The organism is Thermodesulfobacteriota bacterium (assembly GCA_035559815.1).
Taxonomy (GTDB): domain Bacteria; phylum Desulfobacterota_D; class UBA1144; order Nemesobacterales; family CSP1-2; genus DATMAT01.
The window spans coordinates 1-26,256 of the sequence record DATMAT010000010.1; the positions used below are offsets into that span (position 1 = coordinate 1).

28 protein-coding genes are annotated in these 26,256 nt (G+C 45.6%); 18 read left to right on the plus strand and 10 right to left on the minus strand.

The window, feature by feature from the left end:
* The first annotated feature begins 146 nt into the window (after positions 1-146).
* The 3 genes from VNN20_01890 to VNN20_01900 all read left to right on the plus strand — a co-directional run bounded on the left by VNN20_01890 (position 147) and on the right by VNN20_01900 (position 3,360).
* Positions 147-1,691, plus strand: coding sequence for a DUF262 domain-containing protein (locus VNN20_01890; protein ID HWP90935.1), 1,545 nt, complete (start codon positions 147-149; stop codon positions 1,689-1,691).
* Between the two features lie 343 nt (positions 1,692-2,034).
* Entirely contained in the window at positions 2,035-2,301 is a 267-nt protein-coding gene (locus VNN20_01895) for a hypothetical protein (protein ID HWP90936.1), read from the plus strand.
* Between the two features lie 414 nt (positions 2,302-2,715).
* Positions 2,716-3,360, plus strand: coding sequence for a CAP domain-containing protein (locus VNN20_01900; protein HWP90937.1), 645 nt, complete (start codon positions 2,716-2,718; stop codon positions 3,358-3,360).
* A 338-nt stretch (positions 3,361-3,698) separates the two neighbouring features.
* Here VNN20_01900 and VNN20_01905 read toward each other — a convergent pair whose 3' ends face one another.
* Positions 3,699-3,959 (minus strand): hypothetical protein, encoded by a 261-nt coding sequence (locus VNN20_01905; GenBank protein ID HWP90938.1) that lies wholly within the window; start codon positions 3,957-3,959, stop codon positions 3,699-3,701.
* 110 nt (positions 3,960-4,069) lie between these two features.
* Here VNN20_01905 and VNN20_01910 point away from each other — a divergent pair, with 110 nt between their 5' ends.
* From VNN20_01910 to VNN20_01940, 7 genes are all read left to right on the plus strand, one after another.
* Positions 4,070-4,456, plus strand: coding sequence for a hypothetical protein (locus VNN20_01910; GenBank protein ID HWP90939.1), 387 nt, complete (start codon positions 4,070-4,072; stop codon positions 4,454-4,456).
* Positions 4,457-4,659: 203 nt separating this feature from the next.
* A complete protein-coding gene (locus VNN20_01915) occupies positions 4,660-4,896 on the plus strand; it encodes a ribbon-helix-helix domain-containing protein (protein HWP90940.1) in 237 nt (78 codons plus the stop codon).
* Entirely contained in the window at positions 4,896-5,234 is a 339-nt protein-coding gene (locus VNN20_01920; protein HWP90941.1) for a type II toxin-antitoxin system PemK/MazF family toxin, read from the plus strand. Before VNN20_01915 ends, VNN20_01920 begins: the two co-directional genes overlap by 1 nt.
* Positions 5,235-5,330: 96 nt before the next feature.
* Positions 5,331-6,104 carry an ADP-ribosylglycohydrolase family protein gene (locus VNN20_01925; protein ID HWP90942.1) on the plus strand — a complete coding sequence of 258 codons (774 nt, stop codon included), beginning with the start codon at positions 5,331-5,333 and terminating at the stop codon, positions 6,102-6,104.
* 113 nt (positions 6,105-6,217) lie between these two features.
* Entirely contained in the window at positions 6,218-8,284 is a 2,067-nt protein-coding gene (locus VNN20_01930) for a TonB-dependent receptor (protein ID HWP90943.1), read from the plus strand.
* An 83-nt stretch (positions 8,285-8,367) separates the two neighbouring features.
* On the plus strand, positions 8,368-8,994 hold the full coding sequence (locus VNN20_01935) for a class I SAM-dependent methyltransferase (GenBank protein HWP90944.1): 627 nt from the start codon (positions 8,368-8,370) through the stop codon (positions 8,992-8,994).
* Between the two features lie 75 nt (positions 8,995-9,069).
* Positions 9,070-9,351, plus strand: a complete 282-nt coding sequence (locus VNN20_01940) for a hypothetical protein (GenBank protein ID HWP90945.1) — start codon at positions 9,070-9,072, stop codon at positions 9,349-9,351.
* 402 nt (positions 9,352-9,753) lie between these two features.
* Here the strand turns inward: VNN20_01940 and VNN20_01945 are convergent, their stop codons facing one another.
* Complete coding sequence (locus tag VNN20_01945) at positions 9,754-10,377, minus strand: DUF924 family protein (protein HWP90946.1); 624 nt, start codon at positions 10,375-10,377, stop codon at positions 9,754-9,756.
* A 327-nt stretch (positions 10,378-10,704) separates the two neighbouring features.
* Here VNN20_01945 and VNN20_01950 point away from each other — a divergent pair, with 327 nt between their 5' ends.
* Entirely contained in the window at positions 10,705-11,151 is a 447-nt protein-coding gene (locus tag VNN20_01950) for a hypothetical protein (GenBank protein ID HWP90947.1), read from the plus strand.
* A gap of 33 nt (positions 11,152-11,184) precedes the next feature.
* Here VNN20_01950 and VNN20_01955 read toward each other — a convergent pair whose 3' ends face one another.
* The 4 genes from VNN20_01955 to VNN20_01970 all read right to left on the minus strand — a co-directional run bounded on the left by VNN20_01955 (position 11,185) and on the right by VNN20_01970 (position 14,272).
* Positions 11,185-11,961 (minus strand): ABC transporter permease, encoded by a 777-nt coding sequence (locus VNN20_01955; GenBank protein ID HWP90948.1) that lies wholly within the window; start codon positions 11,959-11,961, stop codon positions 11,185-11,187.
* Positions 11,962-11,967: 6 nt separating this feature from the next.
* The gene (locus VNN20_01960) at positions 11,968-12,513 is read right to left on the minus strand and encodes a hypothetical protein (protein HWP90949.1); all 546 of its coding nucleotides are present in this window, start codon (positions 12,511-12,513) and stop codon (positions 11,968-11,970) included.
* Positions 12,514-12,666: 153 nt separating this feature from the next.
* Positions 12,667-13,656, minus strand: a complete 990-nt coding sequence (locus tag VNN20_01965; protein HWP90950.1) for an inorganic phosphate transporter — start codon at positions 13,654-13,656, stop codon at positions 12,667-12,669.
* Positions 13,649-14,272 carry a DUF47 family protein gene (locus VNN20_01970; GenBank protein HWP90951.1) on the minus strand — a complete coding sequence of 208 codons (624 nt, stop codon included), beginning with the start codon at positions 14,270-14,272 and terminating at the stop codon, positions 13,649-13,651. The genes VNN20_01965 and VNN20_01970 overlap by 8 nt, the downstream gene beginning before the upstream one ends.
* A 131-nt stretch (positions 14,273-14,403) precedes the next feature.
* Here VNN20_01970 and VNN20_01975 point away from each other — a divergent pair, with 131 nt between their 5' ends.
* Positions 14,404-14,655 (plus strand): glutaredoxin domain-containing protein, encoded by a 252-nt coding sequence (locus tag VNN20_01975; protein ID HWP90952.1) that lies wholly within the window; start codon positions 14,404-14,406, stop codon positions 14,653-14,655.
* A 111-nt stretch (positions 14,656-14,766) separates the two neighbouring features.
* Positions 14,767-16,167, plus strand: coding sequence for a glutamate--tRNA ligase (gene gltX, locus VNN20_01980; GenBank protein HWP90953.1), 1,401 nt, complete (start codon positions 14,767-14,769; stop codon positions 16,165-16,167).
* A 73-nt stretch (positions 16,168-16,240) separates the two neighbouring features.
* Here gltX and VNN20_01985 read toward each other — a convergent pair whose 3' ends face one another.
* The 3 genes from VNN20_01985 to VNN20_01995 all read right to left on the minus strand — a co-directional run bounded on the left by VNN20_01985 (position 16,241) and on the right by VNN20_01995 (position 19,500).
* Positions 16,241-17,251 (minus strand): tetratricopeptide repeat protein, encoded by a 1,011-nt coding sequence (locus VNN20_01985; GenBank protein HWP90954.1) that lies wholly within the window; start codon positions 17,249-17,251, stop codon positions 16,241-16,243.
* A gap of 250 nt (positions 17,252-17,501) precedes the next feature.
* Complete coding sequence (locus VNN20_01990) at positions 17,502-18,344, minus strand: 3-hydroxybutyryl-CoA dehydrogenase (protein ID HWP90955.1); 843 nt, start codon at positions 18,342-18,344, stop codon at positions 17,502-17,504.
* A 529-nt stretch (positions 18,345-18,873) separates the two neighbouring features.
* On the minus strand, positions 18,874-19,500 hold the full coding sequence (locus VNN20_01995; GenBank protein ID HWP90956.1) for a hypothetical protein: 627 nt from the start codon (positions 19,498-19,500) through the stop codon (positions 18,874-18,876).
* A gap of 259 nt (positions 19,501-19,759) precedes the next feature.
* Between VNN20_01995 and coaE the strand changes: the two genes are divergently transcribed.
* The 5 genes from coaE (at position 19,760) to VNN20_02020 (ending at position 25,577) form a co-directional block, all read left to right on the plus strand.
* The gene (gene coaE, locus VNN20_02000; GenBank protein ID HWP90957.1) at positions 19,760-20,356 is read left to right on the plus strand and encodes a dephospho-CoA kinase; all 597 of its coding nucleotides are present in this window, start codon (positions 19,760-19,762) and stop codon (positions 20,354-20,356) included.
* 414 nt (positions 20,357-20,770) lie between these two features.
* Positions 20,771-22,315, plus strand: coding sequence for a carboxyl transferase domain-containing protein (locus tag VNN20_02005; GenBank protein HWP90958.1), 1,545 nt, complete (start codon positions 20,771-20,773; stop codon positions 22,313-22,315).
* Positions 22,316-22,489: 174 nt separating this feature from the next.
* The gene (accC, locus tag VNN20_02010; protein HWP90959.1) at positions 22,490-23,986 is read left to right on the plus strand and encodes an acetyl-CoA carboxylase biotin carboxylase subunit; all 1,497 of its coding nucleotides are present in this window, start codon (positions 22,490-22,492) and stop codon (positions 23,984-23,986) included.
* On the plus strand, positions 23,983-24,474 hold the full coding sequence (locus VNN20_02015; protein ID HWP90960.1) for a biotin/lipoyl-containing protein: 492 nt from the start codon (positions 23,983-23,985) through the stop codon (positions 24,472-24,474). The genes accC and VNN20_02015 overlap by 4 nt, the downstream gene beginning before the upstream one ends.
* Before the next feature lie 401 nt (positions 24,475-24,875).
* Entirely contained in the window at positions 24,876-25,577 is a 702-nt protein-coding gene (locus VNN20_02020) for a hypothetical protein (protein HWP90961.1), read from the plus strand.
* Here VNN20_02020 and VNN20_02025 read toward each other — a convergent pair.
* Entirely contained in the window at positions 25,574-26,248 is a 675-nt protein-coding gene (locus VNN20_02025) for a nitroreductase family protein (protein ID HWP90962.1), read from the minus strand. The genes VNN20_02020 and VNN20_02025 overlap by 4 nt on opposite strands.
* Positions 26,249-26,256 lie beyond the last annotated feature (8 nt).

Below are 26,256 nucleotides of genomic sequence, written 5' to 3' on the forward strand. Positions count from 1 at the left end.
TTATTCGTAACATTTGACCAAAAATACTGCTATACTTGTTCACGGGATGCCTCCTTCAGGTGGTTGTTTTGTTGTTGCAAATAAATCAATTCTACCTGTTGGAGCTCCCTTCCCTTAAAACCTATTTTGGACAGATATGAGGTTCAATAGTAGTTTATAAAGATAAGAATGACACTTTTGGAATCGTTGATGGACAGCAACGCCTAACAACCATCACCATGATGCTATGTGCTTTAAGAAATATTTTAAGAAAGGAAGGTTTTGAGGATCTTGCTCAAGGGATACACAATCGAATAGAAAGGCGAGATATTAATAATAAGGCACAATTTGTTCTTCAGTCAGAAACCTCTTATCCATATTTACAGGAACACATTCAGAAATTTGGACCACCAGAAGTCGAACCCGATGTGGGACAAGAGGAAGCTGACTTAAAGAATGCGTATGAATTTATAAACGAAAGCATCCAAAGTGCAGTTAATGCCATACATACTGACCGTTCCATCTCCAAAGAAAAGGCAAAGACAAAAATTCATGACAAATTATTAGATATTCGTGATCGTATTCTTCAATTAAAGCTTATCTTTATCGAACTTGATGACGAAGATGATGCTTACTTCATATTTGAAACCCTCAACACACGTGGAAAGGATTTGAGAGTGTCAGACTTGGTTAAAAACCACCTGACGAAATTACTGAAACCAAAGAATGCGAATGTAGATCTAACAAAAGAAAATTGGAATAAAACCGTAGATCTGATTGAACAATCAGATGAGACCCTCTCAATGGATAGTTTTCTGCATCATCTATGGCTTTCACAGTATGAGTACATAACAGCCAAGAAACTCTTCAAAGCAATCAAGCGACAAGTGAATAGGAATAACGCAAAACAGTTCCTTGAAGCTTTGATTACAGATGCCCGGATTTATAGAGAAATTCATGAAACATCGTTCAGAAAATGGACCAGACAGGAGATTAAAATAAAACAATCTATCGATGCTCTAAACATTTTCCGGGTCAAACAAGATTTACCTATGATCATCTCCGCTATGCGTGAATATAGAGAAAAAAAACTTAAGAATAAGCATGTTCAGAAAATTTTGACAGCTATTGAAAACTTTCACTTTATGTTTACAGCCATCACATCACAGCGTTCATCGGGTGGCATATCTCTTATGTATGCCTCTCATGCTAGAGAGTTGCATACCGCTCAAACTCTTGAGAATAAACTAGAAGTAATAAATGAACTTATAAAGAAACTGCGAAATAAGCGTCCCTCTTACCCAGAGTTTGAAGCTAATTTTTTAGAAATTTTGTATTCTAAGAAGTACACGAAACATAAGAATCTGGTTCGGTACATTTTAGAGAAGATTGATCAGTCCCATCGGCAAAGAGGGGTTTCTATTGATTATAATCAGATGACAATAGAACATATTGCATCTCAAAATCCCCACACTCAAAACGCTATGTCTGATAATCTCATAGCCCAAATTGGGAATCTCATTTTGGTCAATGAGAATCTTAACAACAAGTTAGCAAACAAGGAATTCAACGAAAAGAAATCGATACTTTTAAACTCCGGCGTATGGCTAGATGATGTTCTGAGAAACGCTTCTAGTTGGGGTCAACAACAAATTGAATCAAGATCAAAGGCTCTCGCCAAACTTGCCTATGACAAAGTTTGGAGAATATAAGAATTGATAAATATTGGTTCTTACCTTTGATTAAAACATTTCACTACACTAAAATACCGTCAGATCTTCTAACAACTACCGTTACAACTTTTGCCAAAAACTGTTCAAGAAGAACCAAAACCATAATTTCTTTATTTTCTCCAACTAGGTTGTGACTTTATACTTGTTAAGATGGCTTAATTTGTGACGTGAAAATAAAACTCAGGATTGTATGAGGAATCCCTCTGATAATTGGAGTGGTTTGGAGAAACCCTTTTGATTGTACTCTCCAAGTAGCGTATGCTTTCAAAAGTAATGGGGCTTAAGTTAGGGGGTATCGCCCCACTTAAAAAGGAGAGGAGAAATGCAGATAGTAAAGATTGAAGATTGTGAAGTAAGGGAAAATCCTAACTTTGAGAAAATGAATGAGGGTAAAGAATATGTTAGTGTGGTTTTTAGAACAGATGATGACAATCGTATTCTTGTTGATGTAGCTTATACTATGAACGGGACAATAAAAATTCACGTCTTGCCACTTCCCAATGAGAACACAAAGACTTACGATAAGACAGTTGAAATTAAATTGAGCGACGGCACCACGGTTTTGGATGACCTGCAGGCGCTTGATTAAGCCACAGCAAACACTCAATAACCCATCCTTCGACCAGGATCCAGGATGATGCTTCGACAAGCTCAGCATGAGCGGATACATATATCCACTAAAATGATTAATGGAATAAAAACCGTTCATTCTGAGCATAGTCGAAAAATGAACACCTCAAGAGATTCCATCTTTCGATTGACAATTGGATAAACTTAGAGCAAGCTCAGAGCCTGTCCTCAGTGCATTCGTGGAGCCTGAACTGAGAGATGGGAATAGACTCTGCCAGGACTCTATGCACTTTTTTCTGTCATTCTATCCCTCTTTCTAACCATCCCGATAAACTACTCTCGGCTTAGTGCTCTGAATAAATCGGTATAATTTTGATTATATCTTCTGGCCAGCTTGTGACCTTATGCTCTTTAAGATGGTTTAATTAACAGCGTGAAAATATATCTCGGAATTCTATTGGCTATCTGTCTTATTGTGGTTGCTGGTTGCGGAAAGCTGCTTTCTCCGTTCACCGGGGATGGGCGCATGTCTTCCTTGGAAGACGATATAGTGCGGGAGATGAACCTGGCCAGGACGAACCCCCGTATGTACGCTTCATTCCTGGAAGAAAGGAAGAGATATTACGACGGAAAACTATACTATCGCTCGTATGATACCGTTGTCAGGACAAGGGAAGGTGTGAGTGCGGTGAACGAAGCTGTAAGCTTTCTATATTCGGTGAACCCATTACCACCCTTGAGCGTTTCGAGGGGTATGTCTTTAGCGGCTAAGGACCATGCCAGCGATATTGGTCCCAGAGGGGCTATGAGACATGAAGGGCGAGATAGAAGCACCCCCGGTATCCGGCTTAGTCGGTACGGCACCTGGCAAGGGGAGGTAGCAGAAAACATTTACTACAGCGGTGAGAATGCTCGCGACATCGTTATAGGGTTGATCGTTGATGATGGGGTTTACAGTCGGGGGCATAGAAAAAACATCTTCAACCCGGGTTTCCGGGTGGTTGGTGTTGGCTGTGACCGCCACGCAACATACCGGATTGTGTGCGTTACCACATTCGCCATGGGTTATGTGGAGTAGGATAGCAACCGAGATTTGCTCACATATTATCTTAGTCAGATCAGACGGAACTCAATTTAACCTTTTTCACACTGTTGTCCAAAATAATTAGAAACCAGCGGTTCACACTCGTAAGAAAAGGCCTTTAGATAGATAAAAACGTCCTTTTAAAATCAGGTTCCCTTTTTTATGTCTGCTGTGCAACGCCATCCTAACTATTCGTTCAAATAATCTTTCTACTACCTCTGTGTCTACTCCTGCTTCTACTTAGCTCAGTAAGACCCTTCGACCATGCTGGGCAGGCTTGCTGAGAGGTATGAAACAGGAGTTGCATTCCCTTTCTCTTGTTTAATTTCCTCTCACTTCCTCACTGCTTCTATGGCGTTCGTGATGAATCCTGAGCTTGCCGAAGGATCGAACCATAAACACCCTTCGACTGGCCTGCCCTGAGCCTGCCGCTCTCCTTCGACGGGCTCAGGATGAGCGGCAGAGTAGAACCCTGTCCTGAACGGGCCGAAAAGCTTGCTCTGAGCAACGTCGAAGGGGCTCAGGGCGAATGGATTTCCATCAGTTCTCCTTTCCGTGAAGTGGAGAAAGGGAAAATCTTTATATGCCGCCATTGCTAGCCCCCTTCTTTTAGCAACGAAGCAATCTCTTGTTTTGGACAAGTTTGCCTTTTTGAGCAATTTACCACTTGCTCTGTCATTTGGTATAATGAAAGATTAGCAAGTTGAAAAACAAGGACACCGCAAGAAAATCATTAGAAAGGATGGCGCGAAAGCGCTTTCGCGGTTATCCAATCGCTACAGTCGCATACTATGGCCCGGATAATAAAGTGGCCTCGAAAGTAGCTGTGGGTATTGTCATAAAAAGGGATGAACCCCCTGAGTTTTTAAAAAGGTGGTTTTCAACAGACTCCGATGTCCGCTCTGATGAATTGATTAACGGAAAGATATTGGAGTTTATCAGGTACCACAAGGCTTTATCCGTGATTATTACTGATAAAATTATTGGCTGCCCTCATGAAGAGGGAATAGACTACCCAATCGGGGAAAGCTGTCCCAAGTGTCCATATTGGGCTAAAAGAGACAGGTGGGCAGGGAAAATCATCTACTGAGCAAAGAATGCTGGGCGCAATTGCCGGAGACGTTATCGGTTCCTTTTTGAATGCAGTCTAAAAATCAAACTTAATTTACCCTCTTTAGCCGTCGCCCAAGGTTTGTTGATGTTAAGATTCCAACCGTTGCAGCAGTTTATTATTTCCTGCAACAACACATAATTTTATTGACATTGGTATAACCATGGTTATACTTTATAACCATGAAGACAGCAATATCTATCCCCGACCCAATCTTCGAAGCCGCGGAAAAACTTTCACAACGTTTAGGTATATCCCGGAGCGAGTTGTACGCAAAAGCCATCTCTTCCTATGTTCAAAAACACCGTGAAGAAGGTATTACTGAAGCCTTGAACAAGGTGTATGATAAGGAGGAATCTTCTCTTGATCCGGTCATCGAGAATTTGCAGTTCAACTCTTTAAAGAGGAATGAGTGGTAGTGCTCCGAGGAGAAATTTGGTGGGCTTCTTTACCTGATCCTGCCGGGTCGGGACCAGGCTTTCGTCGACCTCTGGTCATAATCCAATCTGATGCCTTTAACCGCAGCCGAATCAACACGGTCATAGTTGCCGTAATAACATCTAATCTCAAGCTTGCCGAAGCACCGGGAAACGTATTTTTACCATTCAAAACGACTGGGTTGCCGAAAGATTCGGTTATAAACGTCTCTCAATTGGTCACTTTAGATAAATCGTTTTTTACCGAAAAGATAGGCAAGTTAGCAGGCAAACAGATGCGGCAACTGGAAGAAGGTCTACGCCTGGTGCTCTCACTCTAAGCCTAATATTTTATCCTCGGACCTAATTTTTTAAGATAATCTGTTTTATCAATCAAAAGTAGAATGATAGCCAAACCGTGCTAACATAGTTTTATAATGCTGGGTGCGATTGCCGGAGACGTTATCGGTTCCGTTTTTGAAAGCAGTCCAATCAAATCAACCGACTTTCCCCTTTTCAGCCTACACTCCAGGTTTACCGATGATACCGTTCTCACCGTAGCAGTGGCCTACTCTATCTTGAAGGGAGTCGATTATGCATCCTCTTTCAAGATATTCGGGAGAAAATATCCAAATGCCGGCTACGGACTTTCCTTCTATAATTGGATTTTCTCACCGGAAAGAAAGCCTTATGGCAGTTGGGGAAACGGCTCTGCCATGAGGGTAAGCCCAATCGGGTTTGCTTTTGACACGGTCGAGGATGTACTCAAAGAAGCTAAAAAGAGCGCGGAGGTTACCCACAATCACCCGGAGGGCATAAAGGGGGCGCAGGCTACCGCCTTGGCGGTATTTCTGGCCAGCCGGGGAAAGAGTAAAGAAGAAATAAAAGCAGAAATTAGCAAGCGCTTTGGTTACAACCTTGACCGAACCGTGGATGAAATAAGGCCGTCTTACCGGTTTGACGTATCGTGCCAGGGCTCGGTACCCGAGGCCATAATTTCCTTTCTGGAGTCTCAAAACTTTGAAGATGCCGTAAGGAAGGGGATCTCGCTCGGCGGGGATAGCGACACTATAGCATGCATAGCCGGCGCCATAGCCCATTCGTTTTATAAAGACCTGCCCAGAGAGATCGTCTCAAACGTCAAAGATAGATTGCCCGAAGAATTCCTTTCCATTATCGAAGAGTTTAAATCCAGATACAGCTTGGAATAGGATATGGATACGCCGGAGTTAATCATTTGCTCTTGCCACCTACACGAGTATAATTCGGGCTAAAACATAATAGTATTATTTCCTATATCATTCCCCGGTCGGAAAAGTCAAAATTGCAGAGAATCTTCCTGGCTTTATTCATCTTTTTCTACTCGAATATTCCCCATCTGTCCTCTCAAGAAATGGATGAAGAGGATGAACTAATATTACTCGAACCGGTAGAGGTTACCGCACCACGGGTGGAAAAACTTCTTAACAAGGTCCCGTTTTCCGTCGGTGTTTTAGAGGAAGAAGACATACAACTGGGAAGGCCTATGATTGGGCTCGATGAATCCCTTAACGAAATACCCGGCGTCTATGCCCAGAACCGATACAACTTTGCTCAGGACACCCGCATATCCATAAGGGGTTTTGGCGCCAGGGCGGCGTTCGGAGTTAGAGGCATAAAGATTTTGGTAGATGGAATACCGTTAACCCTTCCCGACGGCCAGAGCCAGATAGACAGCGTTGACCTAGGTTCTACGGAAAGGATCGAGGTGATACGCGGCCCGGTCTCTGCCCTCTATGGAAACGCCTCCGGGGGAGTGATAAGCATAATCACCGAGGATGGGCCGGAAGAGCCCTTTATCGGGGCGAGGATGGTCCTGGGTTCCTTCGGTTTACAAAAATATCAGGCTAAAGCGGGCGGGCAGGTAAAAAACCTTAACTATCTTTTAAACCTGTCCCGACTCGATCTAGACGGATTCAGAGAGCAAAGTGAAACCGAGAATGTTTTATTCAACAGCAAGCTTCGCTACACCATAAATGAGAACTCCGATTTGACCATTCTACTTAATTATCTTGATGCGCCCGTTGCCGAGGACCCCGGGGCGCTGACCAAAGAAGAGCTTGAGCAAGATAGAGAACAGGCCGCTCCCGCAAATCTTCTGCGTGATGCGGGCGAGTCCGTAAAGGAAGGCCGGTCGGGGATTGTCTACCGTAATTACCTTTCCCAAAACCAGGAGGTTAATTTAAGCGTCTACGGGTCGGTCAGGGATTTCAGTCAGAGGCTTCCTTTTGGAATAGTCTCTTTTGATAGGTTGGTCTTGGGAGGAGGGGCAAAATACGTTTGGGACAGCTCCCTTTGGAGTAGAGCTAACCGCCTGATTGCCGGGGTCGATGTGGAATACCAAAACGACGACAGGAAGAATTTTGATTACGCGGATGGAAAGGAAAGGGGCGAGCTGACCCTTGACCAAAAAGAGGAGGTGGCTAATATCGGGGTATTTGTGCAGAATGAATTTCAAATCTTAGATAACCTGGAGCTTACCCTGGGACTACGCTACGACTACATCCGTTTCTCCGTGGATGATTCCTTCACCATTGAAGACGACCCAGACGATTCCGGCTCCATTACTTTTAAGGAGCTAAGCCCCAAAGTCGGCCTGTTGTATAGCCCGTTATCTTTTCTTAACATTTATGGAAACTTTTCCACCTCCTTTGAAACCCCCACCACCACCGAGCTTGCCAATAGCCCGAGCGAGGCGGGCGGGTTTAACCCGGACCTCAAGCCCCAGAAAGCAATCAGTTACGAGGCAGGTTTAAAGGGGTTGATCTGGAATCGTCTGACCTATGACCTGGCCGTTTTTTATGCGGACGTAAAGGATGAGCTAATTCCGTTTCAGGTGCCCGATGTTCCGGGGAGGGAATTCTTCAGGAACGCCGGAAAGTCCAGGCACTACGGACTGGAGCTTGGTCTCAGCCTGGAAGTTATAGATGGTTTAAAGCTCACCGTTGCCTATACCTACCTTAACTTCAAGTTCAAGGACTTTGAAACCGAGGAGGGAAATTTTGACGGCAACCGTGTGCCCGGGATTCCACCCAATCAACTATATGCCGAGGTCTTCTATAATAGTCCCTACGGTTTTTATGGCGGAGCTGAGTTATTCTATGTCGACGGTTACTTCGTCAACGATTCCAACACGGAAAAAAATGGCAGCTATGTGGTAACCAGCATAAGATTGGGATATCAAAAGAGGTTATTCCGTCACTGGGAGGTTTCTCCTTTTCTCGGCTTTAATAATATCTTTGATGAAAAATATAACTCCTCGGTAAGGGTGAATGCGGTAGCAGGAAGGTTCTTCGAACCCGCTCCCGGGTTTAATGTTTACGGCGGCGCATCGCTGTCCTACGTGTTTTGAGCTGAGGAGTAACAACCACTCCGCTTTTGATTGCGTGCTCTGACCTGCGTATAATTTTTTATCACTCAGGTTTACAGGATGCTATGTCCTCCACGGAACACAAATCACATTGGGAAAAGGTCTATGCCCAAAAGCTCCCCACCGAGGTGAGCTGGTACCAGGATCACCTTCAGATGTCCCTTCAATTTATCCAGCGGACGGGGGTCGGTAAATTGGCATCGATAATCGATGTCGGCGGCGGGGCTTCTACACTTGTTGATGACCTATTAGCCAGGGGCTTCGAGCGCCTGACGGTCCTTGACATTTCTTCTAAGGCTATTGACCTTGCACAATCGAGGCTCGGTTTCAATGCAGGTAAGATAACATGGATTGAAGCCGATATTACCAAAGTATCGCTGCCGGAGAATCATTATGACCTCTGGCATGACCGTGCGGTATTTCATTTTCTTACCGGTACCGAGGATCGCCAAAAATATGTGGAACTGGTGAAGGATTCATTGAAGCCAGGTGGCCACGTTATTATCGCTGCCTTTGCCCTTGATGGCCCGCCCCGGTGCAGCGGTTTGGATGTTGTAAGATACAGTCCGGACAGCCTCCTCGAAGAGTTTGGCAATGATTTCGAGTTGATCGAAAGCGCCGGAGAAGAACACCTTACACCCTCCGGAGTAAAACAAAGGTTTATTTACTGCTATTTGAGAAAGGTTGAATGAGGTATGCATGAGAGTTCACCGCTGCCTTAATGCTTTTAAAGCTATAAATACAATTAAAATTTGGGAGAAAGCATTATGACCGACATGGAGGTTGCAGACCAACTTGAAGAGCTATTTCGTAAAGCCGGAAGCGAGCACCACAAGGCATTCATAAAAACAAATGGAGAGGATTCTGACTGGCCCATATGGTATGCGGATTATCTGCTAGAGAAACTAAAGAAATTGCTCAAGTCCGATTTTACAAAGAGCGAATTGATATATTTGATGGTTATGGTGGAAAAAGAAAGAGCGATGATGGCACCCGGATCTGATTGGGCCAGATATTATGCCAATTTCTTCATCGAGCGGTATCTATAGTTTGTTAAGCTGACGCTGGTGTAATTAATTCAGTAAGACCTGCGATTTATTTACAATGTAGCGACCTTACGGTTGCCACTACACCGGATTTATTACCATTCGTCATTCCCGCATGTGGTTAGCGGGAATCCAATCTTTAATTATAGATTCCCGATTAAAAGATTTCGGGAATGACAAGGGGGGATAGACCCTATTAAGCTTGTTCCCGACCATGATCGGGATTGGGATTCCCCCGACCGGTCATTCCTGCGCAAGCGGGAATCCAGTTTTTCAACAGATGAATCCCCGATTAATGCATTCGGGGATGACATGCGGTGTGGATCCTCGATTGATCCTCCGGTTTAACCGGGGATGGGCATGACGGTGCTAGATGGATGCAGACTTTAGACCCATATCTGTAACCTAAAACGAAGAACCGGGTTGTTTTAAAAATTCAACCTCCTCCGGTGTGGACTTACGCCCCAGCACTTGGTTTCGGTGGGGGAATCTGCCGAATCTCTCGATAATGACGTAGTGCATATCCGCATATTTCTTGAATTCCGATACCATGTATGACAGATTATGAGGAGAGGGAAATAGTTCTTCCATCATGGAAAAAAGCTCAACCGATTTCTTCTGCATCTCCAGGTCTTCCGAATGTTCCAAGGGCATGTAGAAGAATAGCCTTTCTACCGGATGGAGTTTCATATCAAACCCTTTTTCAATCCCTTTCAGGCAAAGTTCGAGCGCTAAATGGTCCTGAGTAAATGCCCTCGGCAAACCTCGATATATATTTCGAGAAAACTGGTCGAGCAGTATTATCAGTGCCAATGCGCCACGGGGCGCCTCCTCCCAGCTCCTTAAGTGGCCATCTATAGCCCGCTGCAGGTCACTTTCAAAGTTTGTCTTTATGAAATGGTCGACCCGCTCATCTTTTGCAAACCACTTTTTATAATATTCGTTCGAAGGCCCTTCGTTTTCCTTCAACTGGCCAAACCAGTAATTTAAAATGTCCTCCTGTCTACGGCTTTCGGGTTTTGCAGTCATTGGGTGTTCACCACTTGAACTTATCCTATCACAACCTACAAGTCAAAAAAGAGTATCACGAACTATTTATCGGCAGGAGATGTGCAATTTCCTTCCCCCGGATTGCAAATTTTGACACTATAGCCTTTTAATGTCGCAACAATATTCAATGATTCCAGATAATTATGTTTCGAGCATCAATGGCATGTACATTGCTAAAATACATGCAGAGCCTTTATTATTATGAACTTCGAGTACTAAAAGAGTTCTTTGTATGATGCCTGCTTACTTCTATTTCACCTCTCTATTATAAATAAAGGTTTTGATTTTTAGGCAGGAGGGGAAATAATGGAAACAGTTGGAAAGATATTAAGCTTAACCCTTTTCGCCATATTTGGCGCGGCGGGCACAGTTATCTACTTTACCGACCACAATCCCCATACACCGATAATATCTATATCTCGAAATCAAGAAGTTCAGTCTGAAAGCAATATAGATTATTCAGCCTATAGAAAGAAGCTTAGAAAGAGTTATGTTCAGTCTGAAACACCGATCAAAACAACCCTCGAATCCCCGGAAGCTAAATCGCTATGGACAAACAGCTATCATTATCCTTCAGAAACAGCAAAAAGACTAGCGGAAGCAAATTCACTAGCTGAGCTTCGTGATAAGATGAACTTCTGGAATAGCCAGTATCATAAGGCCCTACAATCCGGAAACACCCAGCAAGCAAACGAAGCCTACATCAAGTATAAAGACTATAAAGAGGCTCTAGATATCAAGGGAGTTTTCTGATAGGGAAGATGTTTCGTCCGGTCCCGCCCGGTATCAAAGCATCAAAAAAAGCTTAGTGAGAAAGAAATCCCCGATTATTATCAACACCAGTGAAACTACTACGGTAAGCGTTGTAGCCCTTCCTACCCCTTGCGTTCCACCCTCTGTGTTCATACCGACATAGCAACCGATTATTGCCACAATAGAGCCAAAAAAGACAGTCTTTAAAATTCCGCTAAGCAGGTCGGAGATGAAAACCAAACCAACCATCCCGGAAATAAAAAGCCTGGGCGTTACTCCGAGCTCGATCTCCGCCATGATTATAGCGCCGACGATGCCCGAAAGGTTGGCAATTATGGTGAGAAATGGAAAACAAATTACTGCCGCAATAAACCTGGGCACGACCAGCTTCTTTATGGGGTCGGCACCAAGGGTTCTCAACGCATCTATCTGTTCGGTTACCTTCATCGACCCTATTTCCGCGGTGATCCCGGAACCGACCCTGCCCCCGACCAGGAGGGAAGCGAGCACCGGCCCCAGTTCTCTCACTATTGCCAGTGAAACGACCGAGCCCACCAGGCTTTTAGCGCCAAACCGGCCGAATCCGTAGGCAAGTTGAACCACCATGACCATCCCTATGGCCATAGCAGAAATAATGACTATGGGAACCGATTTAAAGCCTATTTCATCTATTTGCTCTAAAATCAGGCGGAAATTAAATGGTGGCCTTAAACAGCCATATATGGTCCTGTAAAGGAGAATCCCTAGCTCGCCTACGTGTTCCAGGAGGGAGATGCTTAATGTGCCAAGCTGAATGATAAAATTTTTCATCTTCCCCTATATTACCTTGAACTGCAAGACAAACTCCCTGAATTCAAAGATTCCGGCCTCGAAACTATCCGGCGAAGAGGCATAGCTGAGGTCATAAAAGCAACTACCTTTTTTGAGGACGACAGTGCCTATTTTAACCGAGGTCTTATCCAACTTTCCCCGGTATACGCTCTCCAGGGCATTTTCCCCGCCCACCACTATTTCTTCTCTATGAATTAGCTCTTTATCGCTAATACCCAAAATAAGGGAGTCGGAAAGTGCCTTCAAGCTGTACTTAACCTCTTTATTATCTTTATTGCAGGTTGAATTAACCGTTATCGTTGACCCCAGCTTCTCATTCCAGAATGCTAGGTCTCCCCCCTTTATGTTTATCCTCTTCCATCCGTCTGCCAGCTCCCCGATCTCGTAGCTGGTGCGGTCGGTTTGATATATGCGCCCTTTAAGTACCCCTTTCGAGGAGTCGGCCGCGGCATAGTAACGGGCAAATTTTACCACCGAGCAGGAGTTAAAAAAAAAGGTAAATAGAAGTGATACAAGAAAAAGCCTCTTCATATTCAGCCGGAATATAACGATGCAAGATGTACGACAAATAAATGATGCATGATTCATGATGCATGATAAAAAAATAAATCGTGCATCTTGTATCTAGATTAATTTTATTCGTTAATACTTCACTGCAACTTGATGTCACAGGTTACTTCATGATTATATTAAACCAATCAACTGAAAGAGCAATCCAGCTACGATAGCACATACCGGGAGGGTAAAAATCCAGGCTAATATGATATCCCTAGCGATTCCCCACCTAACCGCAGAAAATCTTATGGAAGAGCCTACGCCCATTATCGAGGATGCAATCACGTGTGTCGTGCTCACCGGCATTCCCAGTGATGCGGCCCCTAGAAGCACGATCGATGCCGAAGTCTCCGCGGCAAAGCCGTGAATGGGCTTCAGTTTCAGGAGGTTGACTCCAAGGGTTCTTATCACCTTCCACCCGCCTAAAGCGGTTCCCAGAGCCATCACCGTGGCACATGCGGTTATTACCCAGAATGGCACCTCTATCTTATCGAGAAAACCCCCGCTCACCAGGGCTATAGTTATCACTCCCATAACCTTTTGTGCATCGTTAGTGCCGTGGCTTAACGCCATGAATCCGGCAGAAACCAACTGGAGCTTTCCGAAATATCTATTGATCTTGTATGGAGAGGAGCGGTGGAAAAGCCAGGTAAGACAATACATCAAGAAAGCCCCCACCAAAAAACCGAGGACAGGAGAGATAATAAGAGCAAGGAGTATTTTGAAGACACCGTCAAGTTTAAGTGCCGCAAAACCTTTTGCTGAGACGGTAGCCCCGATGATCCCGCCGATCAACGAATGAGATGCGCTGATCGGAAGCCCCAGCCTAGTCATAAGCGCCGTCCACCCGGCAGCAGTGATCATGGCAGTTAAAACTGCGGTTTGAGTGATGGTAGCGGGGTCGGTGATATCACCGCCTATTGTTTTTGCCACCCTGGTGCTCAAGTATGCACCTAAAAAGTTCAAAACCGCGGCGAACATCACCGCTTGAAAGGGGGAAAGAACCCTCGTCGATACCACCGTGGCAATTGCATTAGCCGAGTCGTTCCAACCGTTTGTGAAGTCAAATAAAAGGGCGACTGCTACAACCAATGCAGTCAATAAAAGCACATCAGGCATGCTCAAGCACTATTCCTTCCAGTATGTTTGCCACATCTTCGCAGATGTCTATGGCATCTTCGAGCGTCTCGTAGATATCCTTCCATTTGATTATCTCTATAGGTTCGGAGGTTGAATTAAATAAAATTGATAGCGCATTCCTGAAGGTTCTATCCCCCTCGTTTTCGAGCCGGTTGATTTCTATACAGATGTCCAGGATGGTGCGGGGGTTTTTTATATTCCGTAGTTCGCCCACTCCTTTTGCCACCTGTGCTATAGCCCTCTCTAGTATGCCAATTAAAGCCAAAGCTTCCGGTGTAGAGCTCTTTATCTTGTAGAGGAAAACCCTCTCACAGGCAGAATCGATCAGATCAAGAATATCGTCTAGCCTGGTTATAAGGTTGTAAATGGACTCGCGGTCGATAGGAGTGACAAACGTGGTGTGTAATTTGGACACGGTCTCATGGGTTATATGATCCGCTTCGTGCTCAACGTCTTTTATAGCCCTGGCCTTTTCTTCGGCATGAGATAAATCCTGCATCATATTTTTAAAAAGCCCTACTCCATTCACTATCTTTTCCGATGCCTGGTCGAAATAGTCGAAGAACTTCTCCTCTTTTGGGAAAAATCTAACCATAATGACCCCTTAGCATGTTTTTTTAGAGATATAGTGGACTAAGTTGAACGGGTTTCAATCTTACTTGAAACCACAGCCAAAAACAAGCATGATAACTTTAACTTCAGAGCTAACGTTGGAGTCAGTAGAAATTGAGCAGAGTTCGAGTTTTTACGACAGCCTATTGTTCCTTTTGCTATGCGGCAAAAGCCCTTCTCGACCGTAAGGGAATAAGATATGAAGAAATTGACGTCTCGAAAGACCCAGCCATGAAAAGAAAAGTGATGGATGAAATAGGCTGGAAGACAGTGCCGATCATTCTTATTGACGGCAAACTAATCGGCGGCTTTCAAGACCTGAAGGCCCTGGATATAGAGAAAAAACTGGATGAAATGCTTAAATAATTAAGTGGTCCGTGTTCTGGGTTTCGGGTTTAAAGTTTTTAACTCGGAACTCGAAACTCTAAACTGTAATTAAGTTTGACTCACTATTGACTCTAATTTAACCTAACTCCCATGGAAGTAAGAGCAAGATTTGCCCCGAGCCCCACCGGGGCGCTTCATATCGGCGGTGCCCGGACGGCCATATTCAACTGGCTCTTTGCCAGGCATTATCAGGGGAAATTCATCCTCAGGATAGAAGATACCGACCGCACCCGCTCTACTGAAGAGTCCATCGCCGAAATACTGGACGCCATGACCTGGCTTGGTCTTGACTGGGATGAGGGGCCGTTCAGGCAATCGGATAGGTTATCCATTTATCAAGGCTACGTTAATGAGCTTCTTCAGTCGGGTAAAGCCTACAGATGTTATTGCACCCCGGAGGAGCTTGAAGCCAGGAGAAAAGAGGCACAGAGCCAGGGAAGGGTATATAGGTACGAGGGAAAATGTAGGGGTCTAGAGTCCCATCCTTCCGACAAGCCATTCGCCATTCGACTCCTAGTACCGGAAGAAGGAATTATAAAAGTAGAAGATTTAATAAGAGGCACTATTACCTTCGATGCCAAAGAGATTGACGATTTCGTCATCCAAAAAACGGACGGGTTTCCCACCTATAATTTCGCCGTGGTCATCGATGACGTAACCATGAAAATAACCCATGTCCTACGGGGAGACGACCACATAGCCAATACCCCGAAGCAGATTCTTATCTACCAGGCTCTTGGTTATGAAGCTCCTAAGTTTGCCCACGTCTCTATGATTCTCGGGCCAGATAAAACCAAACTGAGCAAAAGGCACGGTGCTACTTCGACCATTGCCTATAGAGAAATGGGGTATCTTCCGGAGGCACTGGTGAATTATTTAGCCCGCCTCGGCTGGTCCCACGGAGACCAGGAAATTTTTTCTAAAGAGGAGTTAGTCGAGAAATTCACGCTTGAAAATGTGGGGAAATCCCCAGCAGTTTTTAACCCGGAGAAACTCCTCTGGCTGAACGGTTGGTACATAAGAAATAAACCCGCAGAGGAGATTGCTAAGCTGGTTATTCCTTTCCTCGATAAGAAGGGATTTAAGGTCACACAAGATAAAAAGCTTATAAAAATCGTGGAGAGCTTAAGGGAAAGAGCTAAGACCCTCGTCGACCTGGCCGACTCTGCAGACTACTTCTTCTTAGAGGAAGTTAAATACGAGGAAGCAGCCAGGAAGAAGTTTCTCACGCCTGAAGTAATTCCGCTTTTTGAAATCCTGATAGATAAACTCTCTTCTCTCAACGACTTTACCGCTCCCGAATTACAAAAGATATTTGGAGAGATTATCGAAAAGAAAGAACTAAAGATGGTTCAGCTTGCCCAGCCGGTAAGGGTCGCCCTAACCGGAGGAACGGTAAGTCCCGGAATATTTGAAGTCATGGAGATTCTGGGGAAAGAGAAGGTCATAGGAAGATTAAAAAGCGCCGTCCAGGCTATTTCCCGTTGCTGAGCCTGTAACAGCATCATTAGCCCCACAGGACAAAATGATTTATATAGCGCTGATGAATTAAACAACCAGCAGGCTATGACTTAAGCCTTTTAATGATTTCTTGCACCTGCTGATAACCCTCCTCATTACCCTCTTTCTTATACAGGATTGCTGCTATTTCCAGGTCATCGAAACCGGATGAATCTTTATTGGCAAGGCGGGCCACACCCCGGTAACGATAAGCCACTGCATTATCCGGTTCCATAAGGATGACCTGGCTGTAATCCTGTATGGCTCCGTTAAGATCACCAAGCTCAAATCTGGTGTAACCTCTAATCAGATATGTGTTTACCAGCTTGGGATTGATGAGAAGGGCTTCATTCAGGTCCTCAAGAGCTCCTTTAAAATCACCTTTTGAGTAGCGAAAAGCCCCACGGGCGGAGTAGGCATTGGCAAGCTTGTCCAGGGTGAGATTGTAGTTATCTATATCGCCTTTTTCTAAATAAACTTCCGCTTGTTTACTGTATTCTTCCACTTTGTCCGCTTCCCCGAAGATGGTGGTTTGCTTTCCTTCTTTTCTTTTCGGGGCTGTAGGCGCATAGATTTCAAACGAGCCGGTTGCGACCTGTGCACCCTCGATGTATAAATCCACCCGGTAAGTACCGGTGGACCATTTCCCGGGCTCTTTCCAGCCATAGCCATGATAGAGATAAGACCCGGACCAGCCCGGTTCTACGAAACTATTGAAATTCTGTGTGGTGATGACTTTGTTGTCAGGTCCATACCAAACCTCCACTATGGTAAAGTTGATGCGTCGGCTAGGAGGGGGCGTGTGTTCGAGAGCGAGTTCCCAGAATATGTATCTGGTCTTCGATTTTTCGAAGAGGTTTTCATAAACCCTTTGTCCTTGTGGAAGCGAAGTATAAGGCCCTTCAAAGAAACGGAATGACGTCACCTTTGCATTGAGCGAAGGTATGTAGACGGACGAGTTCTGAGCTTTAGCCTCCGGGTGGGAAAGCGGAATTGTCAGGATTATCAGAGAACTGGCAAGCACTTTTGGTAAAAATGACATTTTATTCATAAGTAATCTTGGAAAAGTTATCATTCTCGTTCCTCCAAAATTAGGATTTCCTTTTATCTCATCGAAAAAACTCATTCGATATTAAACCCATGCATTCTTTTAAGAAACTAATATAACCGATTAAAGGGTGAGCAATATCAAGGCCGACAGCATACTCGGTAAACGAGTCAATACCGACTGCGGGCAAAACCCTCAATGGTTGAATCCAGCTTATATCTGCTGAAGTCTTTATGTTTAAGCTAAGACAGGTTCGATTTGCCTATGAGTTACAAGCTCAGTATTTATAGAACCCTCTACCCGTCTTCCTTCCCAGCCATCCGGCGCGAACCATCTGGCGTAAAAGGGGAGCGGCGCGGAACTTCGGGTCCCGGAACTCCTTGTATAAAACGTCTATCACATCCAGTGTTACATCGAGCCCGATGAGGTCGATGAGCGCAAGCGGACCGAGCGGTTGATTTGTCCCGAGCTTCATAGCCTTATCTATATCTTCGGCACTGCCCACCCCGTCCTGAAGGGCAAACACGGCCTCGTTGAGCATAGGCATGAGAACCCGGTTTACGATGAACCCGGGTACGTCCTTGGTCTTAACTGATTCCTTCCCCAGGGATTTTGCAAACTCGCAAGCAAACTCGAAAGTCTCGTCGGATGTGGTGAGGGCTTTTATTACCTCTACCAGCTTCATAACAGGCGCAGGATTAAAGAAGTGCATCCCTACTACTTTATCCGGTCTTTTGGTGCTTACCGCTATCTCCACTATAGAAAGCGAGGAGGTATTGGTAGCCAGGACAATCTCCGGCCGGGTAGAGGCGTCCAGACTGGTAAAGGTCTCTTTCTTTATCTCCAAGTTCTCAAAAATAGCCTCTATTACCAAATCCACATCGGATAAATCGCTATACATCTTGGTAACGTAAATCCTGGAGAGAATAGACTTGCTGTCCTCTTCGCTCATCTCACCCTTTTTTACGAACCTGGCCATGCTGTTCTTTATGGCGGTCATTCCCCGGTCGAGCGCGGAATCGGAAACGTCCAATAAAACGACCTCCCTGCCGGACGAAGCCACCACCTGAGCGATTCCAGAACCCATTGTTCCTGCTCCGACGACGCCAACCCTTTTCACATCCTCAACCTTTAAAACCATGACTACCTCCTTTAACTTGAGAATTCCCTGTGGCTTGCCCATACAATTCTCCTCCCCCCTTGCGGGGGAGGATTAAAGGTGGGGGGAGCTTAAAATTACCTTATTCACCCTCCCCTTCATCCCTCCCATCAAGAAAGGGGAAATTTTCGGATACCCTGCAGCTCACTGCAGGGTGGTTCATTCTCAATATCGATTTTAAAAAGGTATTATACCCAACAAATACATGATTACTTGCCACAAAGACATAAAGATGGAATATGGAATACGGAAGTCAGGAGTCAGAATACAGAATTCGGAGGAAAACTAATCCGCTGACTCTTGACTCCTAAATTCCTTCTTCGCGTCTTTGTGCCTTAGTGGTGATTGACACCTCAGGACCAAGCCCGTCCTGAGCGGAGTCAAAGGGCCTCTACGGATTAAAAAAACGAATGGCGCTTCTACATCGTTGATTGTATCGAATGGGTGCCACTATAGAGTAAGCTTTAAACCTAATTCCCTCGTTTAACAATCAAGGAACGATAAGATTTTGTACCCTGATGAAATCAACGGGTTGGTCTATTCTTGGCACGGAAACAATATGGAACGGAAAACCGGGAGCCGGCGGGGGTGGGTCGCTCTCATCATCTCTTACGATAACAGCCAATTCCGAATCAAATTCAAGAACAGCCTCTATTTCCGTTCCTAAAGCGTCTATATCCTGCATGGAAACCATTACCATCTGAGTTGAGAAATCTATATCGGGTAAAGGAGTTCCTGTTTCAGAGGAATAAACAGAGAAAAAGCAGCTGTCCCTAAATCTATCCCAATCTTCCTCGGTTTTGATAACTATTTGGTTCACTCCCCAAGCTTCTATGCATTTATCGCTCAAAGAATCGGGAGGAATCCCCACAAAAGCTCTATCCATAACAATATTTGTTATCTCTAACTCTCCTACAAAATCATCCCGGCTTTCTTGCTCGCTTATGACCTCGTCAACCGTTTGATCCGTAACAGTAGTTGTACTCCCGCCCACATTAAGGTCGAAACAGGGATTGGATGACATTTCGGAGAAGCAGATATTTATGGTTCCCCCACCGTCGTCGTTACAGCTTAGAATAAAAATGAACAAAGGAATCAAGATAAGCCACTTTCTCATTATATTGCCTCCTAAGATGATTCTCAGAATTTAAAACTACAATTAAGGACATTATCTGAAGAGAAAACCAATTCTACAGCTTGCTTTATTACCCATACTCGGGATTAGTGATAACTTATTTTATCAAAAAATGTCAATAGGTTATTTTAACTTCACATTATATTTGCATTCGCATGATTCAGGGGCACATGGATAAGCCCCATTAATGGCTCAATTCGCTGGTTGAAAGCAATTAGCGGACAAATTAAAATACCCAAGAATGAAAGTGATAGGGCTTACCGGGAATATTGCCTGCGGGAAGAGCGTCGTAGCTAGAATGTTCGAGGAGCTTGGAGCCAAAATCATCGATGCCGACCGGATAGCCCGGTTGGTTGTCGAGCCGGGCGAACCTGCCTGGAAAGAAATAGTGGAGAAATTTGGGGAAGGAATTCTAAATACCGACAGAACTATCGACCGGAACAAGCTCGGAGAAATCGTCTTTAATGACGATGAAAAAAGAGAAGAGCTTAACCGGATTACCCATCCTAGGATCATTGAAAGAATAAAGGGAAAAATAGAAGAATACAGAGGAGAAAAGGCCAAGGTGGTGATGATTGAAGCGGCGCTGATAGTGGAAAAAGGGGGCATGAAGCCGCTTATTAGTGACCTAATAGTGGTTACCGCGGACGAGGAGACACAGATAAAGAGGTTAACCGAAAGGAGCGGGCTTTCCAGAGAAGAGGCGCTTTCGCGAATCAGGTCTCAGATGCCCATATCGGAGAAGGTAAAGCATGCAACCTACGTGATCGACAATTCAGGCAGTTTGGAGCATACCAGGCAACAGGTCGAAGCGATCTGGAAAAGGATAAAACCGTAATTTTATTGCCACTAAGGCACCAAGGCACGAAGTAGTAGAGACGCAAAACTTTGCGTCTCTACCATTTCTTGGCTTCTGAATTCCGGATTCTAAATTCCTGGTCTTAAATCTGTATTAACCTCTTCTTATTATTCCTTCGTGTCTTAGTGTCTTTGTGGTTAATTAATTGTGTTTTGATTAGGATTTATTTGTCTGGTATAGTTCACACCATTTTTATGGATGAAATTCAAGGGGTTAACCCCTCTGGTCTTCTAAAACCTTTGTGTTAATCTAAGCTGTCTCAAATGGATAAGATAACACTATGGCAAGCACTGGGAATTCTCAAGTTAATGGAGCCTTAAGACATGGCTGGTCATGTTTAGGGTTCAAGAGTACATATTCGTCGAGCCTAAACAGAGGGAAGGAGTATAGAACATGAAGGACAAAATAGCACTTCTTGAGGAAAAAGAGAGGGAAGCGGAGTTAGGCGGAGGAGAAGAGAGAATCAAGAAGCAGCACGAGATGGGCAAACTCACGGCCAGGGAGCGGATAGACCTCCTTCTCGATAAGGGCACGTTTGTAGAGCTGGATAAGTTCGTGGTTCACCGCTGCACCGACTTTGATATGCACAAGAAGAAATACCTTGGCGACGGTGTAGTAACCGGGTATGGCAAGATCGACGGGCGTCAGGTGTTTGTCTTCGCTCAGGATTTTACCGTTTTTGGTGGTTCCCTGGGAATAGCCTACGCAAAGAAGATATCCAAGATCATGGACCTGGCCATGGAAGTGGGCGCCCCGGTAATCGGACTCAACGATTCCGGTGGCGCAAGGATACAAGAAGGCGTGGAAAGCCTGGCCGGGTATGCCGATATATTCTTAAGAAACGTCCTCAGCTCCGGTGTAGTTCCTCAAATCTCGGCTATCCTCGGCCCATGCGCCGGGGGAGCGGTCTATTCTCCGGCTATGACTGACTTCATTCTAATGGTTAAGGATACGAGCTATATGTTCATCACCGGGCCCGACGTTATCAAAGCGGTTACCCACGAAGAGGTAAGCAGGGAAGAACTAGGCGGGGCAATGGTTCACAATTCCACGAGCGGCGTAGCCCACTTTGCAGCAACGGACGACCGAGAGTGCCTTCTGCTGATTCGGGAGCTTTTGAGCTTCCTCCCCTCGAACAACATGGAAGACCCACCCAGAATCCGAAGCGACGACCCGGCGGACAGGCGTGATACCCGGCTTAGGGGGATAGTCCCCGAAAATCCGAACAAGCCCTATGACATCAAGGAGCTAATTAGAGGTGTAGTTGACGACGGATTCTTTTTTGAGATTCAAGAGCACTTCGCCCAAAACATAGTGATCGGCTTTGCCAGAATGGGCGGCCGGGTGGTGGGAATCGTGGGAAACCAGCCTAACGTGCTGGCCGGTTGTCTCGATATAAACGCCTCCATAAAGGGCGCCCGGTTCGTTAGATTTTGCGATTGCTTCAACATCCCCCTGCTCACCTTTGTCGACGTTCCCGGTTTTCTCCCGGGCACGGCCCAGGAATGGGGCGGGATCATCAAGCACGGCGCAAAGATTCTCTATGCCTACTGCGAAGCCACCGTGCCCAAGGTTACGGTCATAACCAGGAAGGCTTATGGCGGGGCTTACGACGTGATGTCGTCGAAACATTTAAGGGGTGATATCAACTTTGCTTATCCCACGGCGGAGATCGCCGTGATGGGCCCCGAAGGCGCGGTCAACATAATCGCCAGAAGAGAGATCGAGCAGGCTGAAGACCCTGCCGCGGAAAGGGCAAGACTGGCCGCGGAGTACAGAGAAACCTTCGCTAATCCTTATAGAGCGGCTGAACTGGGATATATCGACGAGATTATAAGGCCGGAGGATACAAGACCGCGGGTAATAGCGGCTTTAGAGATGCTTGAGGGGAAAAGGCAAACCAATCCCCCGAAAAAGCACGGGAATATACCGTTGTAAATTAGAGCAGCGAGCCACGAATTGACACTAATACTCACGAATGAAGATTATAATTGTTCTCTGGTTTACGTGTTAACTCGTTAACGCGATAACACTTTAACTCGACAACCGAATATCTATTAGTGTAAATTCGTGTTCATTTGTGGCTAAAAAGAACTCATGAGGAATAAAAAGATGTTCAAAAAGATTCTCATCGCTAACAGAGGGGAAATCGCCATCCGGATTATCCGGGCATGTCGGGAATTAGGAATTAAGACCGTGGCGGTATACTCCGATGCCGACCGCCGTTCCCTTCATGTGGCCATGGCGGACGAGGCCTATCATATCGGCCCTCCCGCTCCGGGAGAAAGCTACTTGGTGATAGAAAAGATAATCGATGTAGCAAAGCGCTCCGGTGCAGAGGCCATTCACCCGGGATACGGCTTTCTCTCGGAGAAGGAAGCCTTTGCCGAGGCGTGCGAAAGGGAAGGAATCATATTCATAGGTCCTTCTTCCGAGGCCATACGGCTTATGGGAGATAAAATAACGGCGAGAAAAATAGCACAAAAGGCAAAAGTGCCACTGGTTCCGGGCTCGGATGGAGCAGTAACCGATGTCGAAGCCAAGGGTGTTGCCAAAAGGATAGGCTTTCCGGTGATGATAAAGGCCTCCGCCGGTGGAGGCGGAAAGGGGATGAGGCTTGTACGAAAACAGGAGGAATTCGAGAGTGCCCTGCGTATGGCTAGAAGCGAAGCCCATTCTGCATTTGGAGACGACTCGGTTTACATAGAAAAATTCGTCGAGCAGCCTCGTCACGTCGAGATTCAGGTGATAGGCGACTCACATGGCAATATTTTGCACCTCTTCGAGCGCGAATGCTCGGTTCAAAGGAGACACCAAAAGGTAATCGAAGAAGCCCCTTCCCCGGCTATAAGTCCTAAGACCAGAAAGAAGATGGGGGAGGTCGCGGTCAGAATAGCCAAGGCCGTTTCCTACCGCGGCGCTGGCACGATTGAGTTCATCATGGACCAAAAGGAGAATTTCTATTTCCTGGAGATGAACACCCGCGTGCAGGTAGAGCATCCGGTGACGGAGATGATCACCGCGTTTGACATCGTAAAGTGGATGATCAGGATTGCCGCCGGTGAAAAACTGCCTTTCAAACAAAAGGACATATCCATGAAGGGCCACGCGCTCGAATGCCGGGTATATGCGGAGGATCCCAAGACTAAGTTCCTTCCCTCCCCGGGAAAGCTGGAATATGTAAAAGCCCCCAGCGGACCGGGCATAAGGGACGATTCGGCCATATATAGCGGGTACGAGGTTACCCCTTTTTATGACCCCATGTTGTCAAAGCTGGTCGTTTGGGCGGACACCAGGAAAGAAGCGATAAATAAAATGAGAAACGCACTCAGAGAATACGTGGTACTGGGGGTGAAGACCAACATCGGCTTTCTGGGAAGGGTAATGGAGAACGACGAGTTCATCCAGGGTAAGATCGACACCGGTTTTATAGACCGCCATCCCGAACTCCTGGAGTCCAACGGAAATAACCTACAATACGCCCTCATTGCCGCGGCCATTGCCATGAGGAATTCGACAAAGGAAGTGGAGTCATCAAAAGACACACCGGTGTCTAACTGGAAGCTTTTTGCCAGAAAATTAGCCGTATCCGGGAACTCACTGCTATGATATACACATTCAAATTTCAAGACCAGGTCCACAGGATCGACCTGGATGAAGGGAAAAATACGGAAGTGGAAATAGACGGGAGAAGGATGCCCGTAGAGTTTCAGAAGATAGATGAAAGGTTTTATTCGATCATTATAGACGGTAAATCCATCTCGGCGGGGATATTAAAAAAAGGAAAGAAGGTGGAAGTCTTTCTGGATGGTGACCTCTACGAGTTTGAATCCATCTCAGAAAGAGAAAGACAAAGCGGCTCTGCGCTCATATCCGGCATTCAGGATATAAAGTCTCCTATGCCCAGCCGTGTGGTCAAAATTCTAAAAGAGGAAGATGAGGAAGTGAAAGAAGGAGAGGGTGTTATAGTTATTGAGGCGATGAAGATGGAGAGCGAGCTCAAATCTCCGATCGACGGAAAGGTAAAACAGGTCAAAGTCCAAGAAGGGAGCGCCGTGGAGGGTGGAACGGTGCTTCTGGTGATTTCGTCGGAGTAGAATTTGGCTTAAGAGTAAGTCTCCAATCCGGCGCTGGTTGGCTTTTGAGGGAATGGTATTGAGACTCTGCACTCCGATTTTCATTTGACGAATGCAGACACAGATATGATAAACCCATCCCAACATTTTTCATTGCGTTTTGGGTGATCAATTTTAACAAGCCTGGATAAACCCCCCTTTAGGAAGAAAAACGTCAAATATGAGATCTAACCCCTTATTCTTCGTTCTAAGAATGGATTTGTGTATTACTACACAGAAAAGCCTGTGTAAATATACACAGACTTATTTTTTTAAAATGTTTTCTACTTATAACTTGTTGTAAAAACTAATGATTAAAAACACAGGTGGTGGTATAGATATTGCCCTGGACTTCTTATCCTCGAGCTTAGGAGGGTAAAGCCATGCGGAATCGATTAAAAAGTAGGTTTCTCATATTTTCCTTTATCACTGCGATCACGTTTGTAATTGGGTGGGGATGCGATGACAATCCTTTTGATGAGGATGCGTTTGATGTGGGTCCTGAAGACGAGCCTAATTTTAGGGCTTTTGCTGCCGGCATAGAGGGCGATGTGAGCATAGAAGTTACAGCAACAAGGGACGAAAGGGAACCGGGCGGGGACGGATTTTTGCTTATAGGGGATGATGAGTTCGACTTCGGTATAGCGGATGCAATACTCTCGACCGATTCCGACATAGGGACTCTTATACCGCAGTCGGATGAGGATACAGGAGATTTCGTACTCTGCACTCCTTCATTTGCAAGGTTTACCGTTGATATAGACGGTACACAAACCACACTCCAGCTTAATGAGTGTGAAGAGGATAATCCCGAGAATCCGCTTTTCATAGAGGACGGAGTATTAATCAACCCATGTACCGGAGATGAGGTTACCGATATAGAGGCCTTTAAGGGGGAGTGCTTGCCCGAGGAGAGTGGAGGCGAGCCCGGAAAAGATAGCATAGTGCTCCGTGAGTTTAATGGAAACTGCACTGCCGATGACCCCTGTATTGTTAATATCGATGTAGTAATCTTTGTGCCGCTCTTTAATCCGGATATTGACCCAGACATCGATTTAGATGACATCGTTGCTGATATCTTCTAAAGATAGTTTTCAGTAAGCTGCTTGCCATCCCAACGCTCCAGCACCGCAAATGATGAAACCGGTTTACGCCTTAGTTTTGTGAGGTTTCTGGTCGGCTTCCCCATCGGTATAACCGCACACACCGCAAAGTGTTTGGGAATGCCCAGAAGTTCCTGCAGTTTGGGCTCCTGGGCTATGGGCATTGTGGTAATGGTTCCGCCATACCCTTCGTGACGGGCCGCAAGCAATATGTTCCAGACAAAGGGGTAAACGGAAGCACCGCTCACCACACCGATGCGCTTTAAATCTTGGTCCATCGATGCAACGACCTTAAGGTCAACACACACCACAAGAACAAGAGCCGCCCGTAAATATGTTTCTCTCATGTGTGACGGAACCGGAGTCTGCTCGATTGTCTCCGCATCGACGGACGTAGGGTCGATAGTGTTCCAAGGGTTTTCTCCCGCTTTCTTTTGCGCCGCATAGCGCCTTGCCGCCGGTTCAGCCAACTCCGCTAGGGTTTCCTTGGTATTATGATCCCGTATGACAATCACCCGCCATCCCTGCCTGTTCCCACCGCTCGGGGCAAAACGGGCATTGTCCAGAATCCGGTAGAGAATAGAATCGGGCAAAGGATCGTTAGTAAATTCTCTTGCCGAAAAGGTTGTGCGCATGATATCGTAGAGCTCCATAAGCTTTC

Excerpts from the sequence above, each read along its gene's own strand:
- VNN20_01925 (HWP90942.1), top strand. The coding sequence starts at position 5,331 with ATGCTGGGTGCGATTGCCGGAGACGTTATCGGTTCCGTTTTTGAAAGC.
- VNN20_01970 (HWP90951.1), bottom strand. The coding sequence starts at position 14,272 with ATGGTTAGATTTTTCCCAAAAGAGGAGAAGTTCTTCGACTATTTCGAC.
- VNN20_02020 (HWP90961.1), top strand. The coding sequence starts at position 24,876 with ATGCGGAATCGATTAAAAAGTAGGTTTCTCATATTTTCCTTTATCACT.
- VNN20_01960 (HWP90949.1), bottom strand. The coding sequence starts at position 12,513 with ATGAAGAGGCTTTTTCTTGTATCACTTCTATTTACCTTTTTTTTTAAC.
- VNN20_01935 (HWP90944.1), top strand. The coding sequence starts at position 8,368 with ATGTCCTCCACGGAACACAAATCACATTGGGAAAAGGTCTATGCCCAA.
- VNN20_01985 (HWP90954.1), bottom strand. The coding sequence starts at position 17,251 with ATGATAACTTTTCCAAGATTACTTATGAATAAAATGTCATTTTTACCA.
- VNN20_01940 (HWP90945.1), top strand. The coding sequence starts at position 9,070 with ATGACCGACATGGAGGTTGCAGACCAACTTGAAGAGCTATTTCGTAAA.
- accC (HWP90959.1), top strand. The coding sequence starts at position 22,490 with ATGTTCAAAAAGATTCTCATCGCTAACAGAGGGGAAATCGCCATCCGG.
- VNN20_01950 (HWP90947.1), top strand. The coding sequence starts at position 10,705 with ATGGAAACAGTTGGAAAGATATTAAGCTTAACCCTTTTCGCCATATTT.
- VNN20_01905 (HWP90938.1), bottom strand. The coding sequence starts at position 3,959 with ATGGCGGCATATAAAGATTTTCCCTTTCTCCACTTCACGGAAAGGAGA.
- VNN20_02005 (HWP90958.1), top strand. The coding sequence starts at position 20,771 with ATGAAGGACAAAATAGCACTTCTTGAGGAAAAAGAGAGGGAAGCGGAG.
- VNN20_01965 (HWP90950.1), bottom strand. The coding sequence starts at position 13,656 with ATGCCTGATGTGCTTTTATTGACTGCATTGGTTGTAGCAGTCGCCCTT.
- VNN20_01995 (HWP90956.1), bottom strand. The coding sequence starts at position 19,500 with ATGAGAAAGTGGCTTATCTTGATTCCTTTGTTCATTTTTATTCTAAGC.
- VNN20_01895 (HWP90936.1), top strand. The coding sequence starts at position 2,035 with ATGCAGATAGTAAAGATTGAAGATTGTGAAGTAAGGGAAAATCCTAAC.
- coaE (HWP90957.1), top strand. The coding sequence starts at position 19,760 with ATGAAAGTGATAGGGCTTACCGGGAATATTGCCTGCGGGAAGAGCGTC.
- gltX (HWP90953.1), top strand. The coding sequence starts at position 14,767 with ATGGAAGTAAGAGCAAGATTTGCCCCGAGCCCCACCGGGGCGCTTCAT.
- VNN20_01945 (HWP90946.1), bottom strand. The coding sequence starts at position 10,377 with ATGACTGCAAAACCCGAAAGCCGTAGACAGGAGGACATTTTAAATTAC.
- VNN20_01915 (HWP90940.1), top strand. The coding sequence starts at position 4,660 with ATGAAGACAGCAATATCTATCCCCGACCCAATCTTCGAAGCCGCGGAA.
- VNN20_02015 (HWP90960.1), top strand. The coding sequence starts at position 23,983 with ATGATATACACATTCAAATTTCAAGACCAGGTCCACAGGATCGACCTG.
- VNN20_01955 (HWP90948.1), bottom strand. The coding sequence starts at position 11,961 with ATGAAAAATTTTATCATTCAGCTTGGCACATTAAGCATCTCCCTCCTG.
- VNN20_02025 (HWP90962.1), bottom strand. The coding sequence starts at position 26,248 with ATGGAGCTCTACGATATCATGCGCACAACCTTTTCGGCAAGAGAATTT.